The sequence below is a fragment of the Lutibacter sp. genome (assembly GCF_021647475.1).
Taxonomy (GTDB): Bacteria; Bacteroidota; Bacteroidia; order Flavobacteriales; family Flavobacteriaceae; genus Lutibacter.
This window is the reverse complement of sequence record NZ_JAKIUR010000074.1, coordinates 1-9,714: the sequence shown is the minus strand read 5'-3', so window position 1 is coordinate 9,714 and position 9,714 is coordinate 1. Positions and strand designations below refer to the sequence as shown.

Here is a 9,714-nt window from a genome sequence, read left to right as displayed (position 1 = left end):
AAATCTATTATCACAAAAGAGTAGAACAAGGAAAAAATAAAATGAGTACTATTAACATTATTAGATGTAAATTAATGGCAAGAGCTTTTGCTGCTGTTAATAGACAAACACCCTATGTGAACACTTTGAAATTTGTTGCGTAAATAAACGAAATTTTATTTGGTACTGTCATAGAATACAGGCAGGCTTGAGCATGACGGTGTTCTTTATTATTACTAATTACGGACATACAATATAATTTTAATTAAATATCCAAAAAAAATTAGAAAACTTACTTTTCTTTATTTTAAAGTCCTACTATTTTTTTACTCCAACTTTTTAATATTTATCTTTGTGATAAGTATTGGTAAAACCACTAACAACAAAGATAAAGTAAGTACAAAGCCACCTCAATTTAGGATAAAGGAAGAAAATTGCTATAAAAAATATTGTAGTAGGTTTTAATTTACACTAAACATAATTTTGTAAAAATAAAAAATCCTACTATTTCTAGTAGGATTTTACTTTGGTGGGCAATGAGGGATTCGAACCCCCGACCCCCTCGGTGTAAACGAGGTGCTCTGAACCAACTGAGCTAATTGCCCTAAGCGGATGCAAATATATAACTTGAATTTTTATTACACAACCATTTTTTAAAAAATATTACCTAATAATTTTAATAAAAAAACTCTGAGTTCGATTAAACTCAGAGTCAATAAATTAGTTTTCTATTTCTCCAATTCAGGAACATTAGTTAATATGAAATCTCCATGCCCTGTAAATATTTTAGCATAATTTTTAAAAAAGGCTTCTCGTTTCTTTTCATCTGGCCAGTGTTGATCTACTAACTTTGTATCTTCTGAAAATATTTTTTCAATATCTGCAAAGTTATCTACCACAAATACTTCAATGGCATCTCTACTATTTGCTCCCCATAAATGCCTGTGCGTGTAATATCCTTTTATAAATGGATTTTTCATAGTTACGTTTTCAAAATATTCTTTAAAACCATCACCTCCAGAACCTAATTGATTTACTTTAACATAATATATTAATGGTTTTTTTGAATCGGTTTTTACTGGTTTTGTAAAAGGTAAGGATATATATATTTCATCGCTATGCATTGGACTATAATAATTGCTTTGCTTTTTAAAAAAAGCATCTCTATCTTCTTTTTTAGGCCAGGCTTCTGAAATAAGACTATTGCTTAATTCATTAGATTTTTCAATATCTTCCCAAGTTTTATAAACATTTACTATTTTAACTTCAGAATCATCTGGAGTAAAATAATGGAAATACACTCCTGAGCTAATTATTAAATCATTTTTGCTGGTAACTTTATCAAAATATTCTTTTTCTGTTTTTAACCAATCTTTAAAATCTACATCAGGCTCAGAGCTTCTATGTGCTGTGGTAACGGTAATATAAACTGGTTTTACTTCTTCTTTAGCAGGTTTATCTTGACTGTATGTATTGATAGAAATGAAAAGTGAAAACACAAAAATTCCTATCCATAATTTTTTAATGAAATTCATAATTTTAATTTTTTAAGTTAGTATATAATATTCTTTAATACAATAAATATGAAAAGTAGGATTGATTAAATTAAAAAGTAATAATTCCTAATTAAAGGATTTTAATTGGTTAGTTAATAGTATAAAAACATGAGGTCTGCTAATAGTATTTTAGGTAAATAACTATAAAGATCCAGTAAAAAAATTAAATATTTTTTTGAAGTTGATTGGCTGTAATATACAACTTTAATTCTATTTTAAAAAATATATTTTACAGTATATCAGACAATTAACTCTTAATTAGATTCTAAAAATGAAATGTTTTAAACAACTTCAGCAACTACAAAAGTGCTACCTCCAATAAAAATAACATCATTTTTATTTGCATTTTTTTTAGCAGATTTTAAAGCATTTTTTACAGTGGAATAGCTATTACCAAACAAATGATAGACTTCACATTCCTGTTGTAATTTAGTTTCATTTAAGCCTCTTGGAATATTGGGTTTGCAAAAATAATAAATAGCATTTTTTGGAAATAATGGTAAAACGGACTTCAGATTTTTATCATTTACCACACCAAAAACTATATGTAAATTTCTATAATTTTCTTCAGATAACTGCTGCATAACATATTGCAAACCTTCTTTATTATGACCCGTATCGCAAATAATTTTAGGAGATTGATTAAGAATTTGCCATCTACCCATCAATCCTGTATTTTCCACCACCTTTAATAATCCTTTTTTAAGTTGATTTTTAGAAATTATAAAATTATACTTTTCTAAAATTTGTAGAGTTTGTATTGCTGTTTTTATATTATGTTTTTGATAACTTCCTTTTAAATCGGTTTTTAAATTGCTTTGTAATTCTGAAGCAAAATAAATTGGTGCATTATTTTTTTTAGTAATTTTCTTAAATTTATCACTTATTTCTATTTGATTTTCTCCTATAATCACCGGAATATTAGGCTTTATAATTCCTGCTTTTTCATAAGCAATTTCAGCTAATGATTCACCTAAAAACTGCGTATGATCAAATCCAATATTAGTAATAACCGAAACAACTGGAGTAATAATATTTGTAGAATCTAAACGTCCGCCTAAACCAACTTCAATAATAGCAATATCTACTTTATGTTTGGCAAAACTATTAAATGCTAAACCAACAGTCATTTCAAAAAAAGAAAGCTGGTGGTTTTCAAAAAAGGATTTATGTTTTTTAATAAAATTAATAACTTCCATTTTTTTTATAGGTTGTCCATTAATTTTAATTCGCTCTCTAAAATCTTTTAAATGAGGCGAAGTGTATAAACCAACTTTATAACCTGCTTCTTGTAAAACCGAAGCTATCATATGGCTGGTTGAACCTTTACCATTAGTTCCTGCAACGTGCACAGTTTTAAACTTATTTTCAGGATTATGAAGTTGATTAGACAGTAAAATACTATTGGTTAAATTTTTTTTAAACGCAACTCTTCCTTGTCTTTGATACATTGGAAGGCAAGAGAACATCCAATCTAAAGTATTTTTGTAATTCATTATTTTTATTGAGCCAACTTAAACCTATATTTTATTCTTCCTGTTTGTTGAGAAGGTGCTTTTGCATCAGGTTGCCATTTTGTTTTTAGTGCAGCATCTCTGGCTTGTTCAACCAAACAATTAGCTGTATTGGTAGAACCTTTAACTCCTGCTGTTGCTTTTATTACATTTCCTTGATTATCTACTTTAATTTCTACAACCACCAAACCTTCTTCATTACAAAGATACTTAGGTTTTGGTTTATTTGTGGGTTTTCTATTACCTAAATAATAATCTCCATTACCTCCTAAACCACCATTGCCGTAATATCCATTTACATTTGGGTTTCCATTCGTTTTACCTTTATCTCCCGCTTGGTTATCATCTCCTTCTCCAGAACTTGATGTTCCTTTAGCATTATTAATGCCTCCAATTAAAGCATCCAATTTTTTCTTTTTAGCGTCTTCCTCCGCTTTTTGTTTTGCTATGGCTTTTTGTTTTTCTCGTTCTTTTTTTTCTATTTCTAATGCTTTTTTCTTTTCATCTTGTTGTTTTTTTATTGCAATAGCATCTTCTGTGTTTTGAGTAATTACTTTTTCAGAAGCTTTAACAACTTTATTTGTAACAGACTTTTCACTTGAGGTTTTTACCTCTTGAATTTGTTTTTTTACAACTGGTGTTGAAGTTTGTTTTGGTTGAAAATTACCTTTACCTACTGTTGAAGTTCCAAAATTTAAAGCAATACCAAATTCTTCAGGTGGATCTAAATACGATAATCCAACATAAAACATAGCAAAAATTAAAACACTCATAATAATAGTAGTTATAAGTGCTGATTTTCTTTTTTCTTTAGTATTTAGAAATTTTGACATACTATTTAGGTCTTACCGCTAAAATTACTTTAAATCGATTTCTATTTGCAATATCCATCACTTTAACTGCTTTTTCAATAGGAACACCTTCTGCAGCACGTAACACGATAGTTGGATTTTCTTTTTTAGATAATATAGCAAGTAGTTTATTTTCTAATTGATTTTCTTTTACTTTTTTAGCATCAATATAAAAAGCTAAATTTTTTGTAATACTTACGGATACCGATTTTCTATTTTCAGTTTTACCACTTGCCTTTGGCAACAAAATATCTAATGCACTTGTGGTAACTAATGTAGAGGTTATCATAAAAAAGATAAGTAATAAAAAAACAATATCGGTCATTGATGACATATTGAAATTTGGATTTATCTTATTTCGTCCTTTAATTTTCATTTTAAACAGGTTCGTTTAGTAAATCTAAAAACTCTACCGATTTTGCTTCCATTTCATACATCACTTTATCCGTTTTTACCACTAAATGATTGTATTGTATATAAGCAATAATACCTACAATTAATCCAGCAACCGTAGTTGTCATTGCAGTATAAAGTCCATCAGAAAGCATTTTAATATCTATTTGTCCACCTGCATTTGCAATTTGATGTATGGCTACAATCATCCCAATAACTGTTCCTAAAAAACCCAACATAGGTGCAGCACCCGCAATAGTTGCTAAAACACTTACATTTTTCTCTAACCTATATATTTCAAGCCTACCCGCATTTTCAATTGCAGTATTAATATCTTCTAAAGGTTTACCAATACGTGAAATTCCTTTTTCTACCAATCTAGCTGCTGGAGAATTAACCTGTGCACATAAAATTTTTGCGGATTCAATTTTTCCACTAGACACATAATCTCTAATTTTATTCATAAAATCGCTATCCGTTTTTGTGGCTTTGCGTATGGTAAAAAATCGTTCGAAATAAATGTATAAGGCAATAACTAGCAACACTACTAAAATTGCAATAATAATTTGACCTCCAATGCCTCCATCCATAATAAGTTTGTAAACGGATAAGGTTTTTTCTTGCGATTGAGAATTTTCTAATAAATTTTGAGCAGTTTCAACTTTTTGTTGTAGTCCAACAAGCATATTTTTTCTTTTTAAGTTAACTTAATAAGAAACGTATTTTTTAAAGTTAAATTGTAAATTCTGTTTTATTAAAATTTTAAAGATTCCATAAAGAGTAATAGCAAATATCCCAGTACATATCCAACAACCGCTAACCAAGAGATTTTTTTCATATACCAAATAAAATCTATTTTTTCCATACCCATTGCAGCAACACCCGCTGCAGAACCTATAATTAACATACTACCACCCGTACCTGCGGCGTAGGCAATTAAATGCCAAACACTTGCATCTAATGGTGCATTATACATTCCCATAGAAGCGGCTACTAATGGAACATTATCTATTATTGCGGATAAAACACCTAATAATGAAATTACAATACTTTGATTTGGAATGGCACTATTTAAAACTTCAGATAAATACCTCAAAGAACCCATAGCCTCACCATTAATAGAACCATAAACCAATGATTCTAATGCTGCAACCGCCATTAAAATTCCTAAGAAAAATAAGATGCTAGACATTTCAATACGTGATAATGCTTTATGTGCAGAATATAAATGTCTTCTGTCTTGTGAAAAATCTTCTTCAGGATGAATAAATTCTGATACTAACCAAACCACTCCCAAACCTAACATCATGCCTAAATAAGGTGGTAAATGGGTTACTGTTTTAAATACAGGAACAAACAATATCATACCCAAACCTAAAAACAACATAGTTTTACTACTTAATAGTTTCTCATTTTTTAATTCTTCTACACTTGTTTCTTCAATTTCTATATTTCCTTTAAAAACTGGTAAAAAGAAAGTCGCTAATAATACTGGAACTACCAAATTCACTAATGACGGTAAAAATAAACGCTCCACTAAATGAGCGGCAGAAGTACGTTTACCAATCCATAACATTGTAGTGGTAACATCTCCAATTGGCGACCAAGCACCACCAGCGTTAGCTGCAATAATAATTAAACCTGCAAACCAAATTCGTTCATTTTTATTTGTTACTAATTTTCTTAGTAAAGTAATTAAAACAATTGTTGCTGTTAAATTATCAATAACTGCTGATAAAAAGAAAGCCAAAATAGAGATAATCCATAATAATTTTGTTTTAGATTTAGTTCTTACCCAACCTTTTAAAATTTCAAACCCTCTGTGCAAATCTATAATTTCAACAATAGTCATTGCACCAATTAAAAAGATTAATATTTCAGAAGTTTTTCCTAAATGATGCAATAATAGATTTGTAAAACCTTCTTCAGTTTTATCATCAATAACACCATTTAAAACACTTAATGTATGCTCATGAGCATCAATTAATGTAAACCAACCTTGATGAAATCCTATAGCTAATAAAGCCCACATTAAAGCGGCCATTAATAAAGCAGGAACTGTTTTATCTAATTTAAGTGGATGTTCTAACGTAATAGTTAAGTAACCTAAAACAAAAAGAATAATTATTATTGCCGTCATGTGCTTTTTTTAAAATTTGTTAAATATATAAAATTACTAGTAATTATAGATTGATTATAAAAGTCTTTTTTAATTGAAAGTTATAATTTATAATAAATCAAATTTTCATTACTTTTTAAAAGAATTTACAATATTACAATATAAAAATTAGCAATAATAAAATTAAAAAAAGAACCTACAAATTACACCCGCAAGGACTCCATAAACAACAGCAATAAGTAGCCGACAATATAACCTGTTACCGCCAACCAAGAAATTTTCTTCATATACCAAATAAAATCTATTTTTTCCATTCCCATTGCTGCTACACCCGCTGCAGATCCTATTATAAGCATGCTTCCTCCAGTTCCTGCGGCATAGGCAATTAAATGCCAAACACTTGCATCTAGCGGTGCATTATACATTCCCATAGAAGCGGCTACTAAAGGCACATTATCAATAACCGATGACATTGCTCCTAGCAATGATATTACCACGCTTTGGCTTGGAATTGATCTACTTAACATTTCAGATGCATATCGTAATACACCTACAGATACTGGTTGTCCATTTACCAAAACTGTTCCATAAACAAGTGATTCTAAAGCTGCAACTGCCATTAAAATTCCAAAGAAAAATAAAATACTCGACATTTCTATACGTGATAATGCTTTATGTGTAGAATATAAATATCTTCTTTCTTTAGTAAAATCATCTTCGGGATGAATAAATTCAGAAACTAACCACACAATTGCAAGTCCCAACATCATTCCCAAATATGGAGGCAAATCCGTAATTGACTTAAATATAGGTACAAATAAAATCATACAAATACCCACTATTAGCATGGTTTTACTACTCAAAAGTTTTTGAGATTGTTTATCAATTTCTTCATTTTTAACAACTTTTAATTTTCCTTTAAAAATGGGTAAAAATAGGCTTCCTATTAATACAGGCACAACTATATTCACAATAGATGGAATTGATAACCGTGCAATTAAATGTGCAGCTGAAACCCGTTTTCCAATCCATAGCATAGTAGTAGTAACATCTCCAATTGGCGTCCAAGCACCTCCTGCATTTGCTGCAATAATAATAAACCCTGCATACCAAATTCTATCTTCTCTAGTAGCTACTAATTTTCGTAATAACGTTACTAAAACTATTGTTGCCGTCAAATTGTCAATTACTGAAGATAAAAAAAATGCCAAAATAGAAATAATCCAAAGTAATTGCTTTTTATTTTTTGTTTTAACCAAATCTTTTAAAACTTGGAATCCATGGTGCAAATCTATTATTTCAACAATGGTCATTGCTCCTATTAAAAAAATTAAAATTTCACATGTTTTACCGAAATGATATAATAACAAATTAGTAAAACCATCTTCACCCAACTCATTTACTACTCCATTAGTAGCATTAAAAGTAGTATCATTTTGATTTATTAAAGTAAACCAACCTTGATGAAATCCAACCGATAATAAAGCCCACATCAACGAAGCCATTAACAATGCAGGTACAGTTTTATCTAATTTTAAAGGATGCTCTAATGTAATTGCTAAATAGCCAAGAACAAACAGAAGTATAATTATTGAGGTCATAAAAAAAAGTATTTTAAAGTTTAAAAGTATAAAAACAACACTTACTGATTGATAAAAAAAGTAATTTTTTTATTTAAAAAATAATTATTTTAAAATAATCAAAAAAAATAACCTATTTAAAAAGATTCTGTAATTTTGTAATATTAAATTTATTTTAAATGAAATTAACTAAAACACCTATCAACTTCAATATTGTAAAGTCAAAAATTGAAAAATCAGGCATTAAAAATATTGGTACAGCTTCAATTAGAGAATTAGTGAGCTTAGTTAATGAAATTCAAAAAGCAACTGGAGAAAAATTTATACGAATGGAAATGGGTGTTCCTGGTTTAACACCTCCTAAAATTGGAATGAATGCTGAAATTAAAGCCCTAAAAGCTGGTGTAGCGGCAAAATACCCAATGATTGATGGCGTTTCTCATTTAAAAGATGAAATTGCTTTATTTGTAAAAAACTTTTTAAATATTAAAGTTGACCGAAAAAGTTGTATTCCAACTGTTGGCTCTATGCAAGGTGCTTTTGCAACATTTTTAATGGTTAATAAATTACATCAAAAAAAAGATACCGTTTTATTTATTGATCCAGGTTTTCCAGTTCAAAAACAACAATTAGAAGTATTAAATCAAAAATATGAAACGTTTGATGTCTATAATTTTAGAGGTGATACTTTAGAAGAAAAATTGATTTCTTATTTAGAAAAAGGAAACATAAATTCCATTGTATATTCCAACCCAAACAATCCATCATGGATTTGTTTTACCGAAAAAGAATTACAAATTATAGGAAAACTCGCCACAAAATATAATGTAATTGTAGTAGAAGATTTAGCCTATTTTGCAATGGATTTTAGGAAAGATTATTCTAAACCAGGACAAGCACCCTATCAACCAACCGTTGCTAATTATACCGATAATTGGATATTGCTGATCTCTAGTTCAAAATCATTTTCTAATGCTGGTCAACGTATTGGAATGATGGTAATTAGCAATGCTCTTTTTAATAGAAAATACGAATCTTTAAATGCAAAATTTGGCAATCCTTTATTTGGTTATAATTTAATTTACAAAGTACTATATTCTCTATCTTCTGGTGTTACACATTCGGCACAATATGGTTTAGCTGCTATGCTAAAAGCTGCAAATTCTGGTGAATTTGATTTTGTGGAAATCATTAAAGAATATGGTAAAAGAGCCAAAATCATGAAAAAATTATTTGTGGATAATGGTTTTACCATCGTCTATGATAAAGATGAAGATAAAGTGCTTGCCGATGGTTTTTACTTTACCATTTCTTATAAAAATATGACCGGTTCTCAATTATTAGAACATCTTTTGTATTATGGAATTTCAGCAATTTCATTAGAAATAACAGGAAGTTATCATACCGAAGGATTAAGAGCTTGTGTTTCACAAACAAAACCTGCTCAATTTAAAGATTTAGAAAACAGATTACAACAATTTAATAAAGATTTCTCTTAATAATATTTCTAAAATGAAGTATTAAATAAACTAAAACTAACCCGTTGTGCATTATAATAAAATTTTGTCAATTTGAGTAAATTTTAGCCTTTTTAGGCAGGGCAAACTCACACTTTTATTTTCAATATCCTTAATAAATAGTCTTCATCCCAAGCCGCTTTGAGTCTTTTGCTTTTAACCGACAGTTTTTTAGTTTGTTCATTTTTCAGGAGGTTCAAGGCTA

The 9,714-nt window shown here is 29.0% G+C and carries 8 protein-coding genes, 1 tRNA gene and 1 pseudogene; 2 read left to right on the top strand and 8 right to left on the bottom strand.

The annotated features are described in order from the left end of the window. Positions 1 to 143 (top strand): annotated as a pseudogene (locus L3J60_RS12575) (IS110 family transposase); the annotation flags it as partial. Between the two features lie 363 nt (positions 144 to 506). On the opposite strand, the gene L3J60_RS12570 reads toward L3J60_RS12575, so the two are convergent. The 8 genes from L3J60_RS12570 to nhaD (L3J60_RS12535) all read right to left on the bottom strand — a co-directional run bounded on the left by L3J60_RS12570 (position 507) and on the right by nhaD (L3J60_RS12535) (position 8,013). After that, a tRNA-Val gene (locus L3J60_RS12570) sits at positions 507 to 584 on the bottom strand. A 123-nt stretch (positions 585 to 707) separates the two neighbouring features. Then, the gene (locus L3J60_RS12565) at positions 708 to 1,514 is read right to left on the bottom strand and encodes a hypothetical protein (protein ID WP_291975909.1); all 807 of its coding nucleotides are present in this window, start codon (positions 1,512 to 1,514) and stop codon (positions 708 to 710) included. Between the two features lie 302 nt (positions 1,515 to 1,816). After that, a complete protein-coding gene (locus L3J60_RS12560) occupies positions 1,817 to 3,031 on the bottom strand; it encodes a folylpolyglutamate synthase/dihydrofolate synthase family protein (RefSeq protein ID WP_291975908.1) in 1,215 nt (404 codons plus the stop codon). Positions 3,032 to 3,036: 5 nt separating this feature from the next. Further along, on the bottom strand, positions 3,037 to 3,882 hold the full coding sequence (locus L3J60_RS12555) for an energy transducer TonB (RefSeq protein ID WP_291975907.1): 846 nt from the start codon (positions 3,880 to 3,882) through the stop codon (positions 3,037 to 3,039). 1 nt (position 3,883) lies between these two features. Further along, positions 3,884 to 4,276, bottom strand: coding sequence for a biopolymer transporter ExbD (locus L3J60_RS12550; RefSeq protein WP_291975906.1), 393 nt, complete (start codon positions 4,274 to 4,276; stop codon positions 3,884 to 3,886). Position 4,277: 1 nt separating this feature from the next. Beyond that, positions 4,278 to 4,979 carry a MotA/TolQ/ExbB proton channel family protein gene (locus L3J60_RS12545; RefSeq protein ID WP_291975904.1) on the bottom strand — a complete coding sequence of 234 codons (702 nt, stop codon included), beginning with the start codon at positions 4,977 to 4,979 and terminating at the stop codon, positions 4,278 to 4,280. A gap of 68 nt (positions 4,980 to 5,047) precedes the next feature. Continuing rightward, the gene (nhaD, locus tag L3J60_RS12540) at positions 5,048 to 6,433 is read right to left on the bottom strand and encodes a sodium:proton antiporter NhaD (protein WP_291975903.1); all 1,386 of its coding nucleotides are present in this window, start codon (positions 6,431 to 6,433) and stop codon (positions 5,048 to 5,050) included. A gap of 182 nt (positions 6,434 to 6,615) precedes the next feature. Further along, on the bottom strand, positions 6,616 to 8,013 hold the full coding sequence (nhaD, locus tag L3J60_RS12535; RefSeq protein WP_291975902.1) for a sodium:proton antiporter NhaD: 1,398 nt from the start codon (positions 8,011 to 8,013) through the stop codon (positions 6,616 to 6,618). A 158-nt stretch (positions 8,014 to 8,171) separates the two neighbouring features. Between nhaD (L3J60_RS12535) and L3J60_RS12530 the strand changes: the two genes are divergently transcribed. Next, the gene (locus tag L3J60_RS12530; RefSeq protein ID WP_291975901.1) at positions 8,172 to 9,491 is read left to right on the top strand and encodes a pyridoxal phosphate-dependent aminotransferase; all 1,320 of its coding nucleotides are present in this window, start codon (positions 8,172 to 8,174) and stop codon (positions 9,489 to 9,491) included. The last annotated feature ends 223 nt before the right edge of the window (positions 9,492 to 9,714 follow it).

Bases quoted from the DNA above. Each gene is read 5' to 3' on its own strand.
- nhaD (WP_291975902.1), bottom strand. From the start codon at position 8,013: ATGACCTCAATAATTATACTTCTGTTTGTTCTTGGCTATTTAGCAATT.
- L3J60_RS12545 (WP_291975904.1), bottom strand. From the start codon at position 4,979: ATGCTTGTTGGACTACAACAAAAAGTTGAAACTGCTCAAAATTTATTA.
- L3J60_RS12530 (WP_291975901.1), top strand. From the start codon at position 8,172: ATGAAATTAACTAAAACACCTATCAACTTCAATATTGTAAAGTCAAAA.
- L3J60_RS12550 (WP_291975906.1), bottom strand. From the start codon at position 4,276: ATGAAAATTAAAGGACGAAATAAGATAAATCCAAATTTCAATATGTCA.
- nhaD (WP_291975903.1), bottom strand. From the start codon at position 6,433: ATGACGGCAATAATAATTATTCTTTTTGTTTTAGGTTACTTAACTATT.
- L3J60_RS12565 (WP_291975909.1), bottom strand. From the start codon at position 1,514: ATGAATTTCATTAAAAAATTATGGATAGGAATTTTTGTGTTTTCACTT.
- L3J60_RS12555 (WP_291975907.1), bottom strand. From the start codon at position 3,882: ATGTCAAAATTTCTAAATACTAAAGAAAAAAGAAAATCAGCACTTATA.
- L3J60_RS12560 (WP_291975908.1), bottom strand. From the start codon at position 3,031: ATGAATTACAAAAATACTTTAGATTGGATGTTCTCTTGCCTTCCAATG.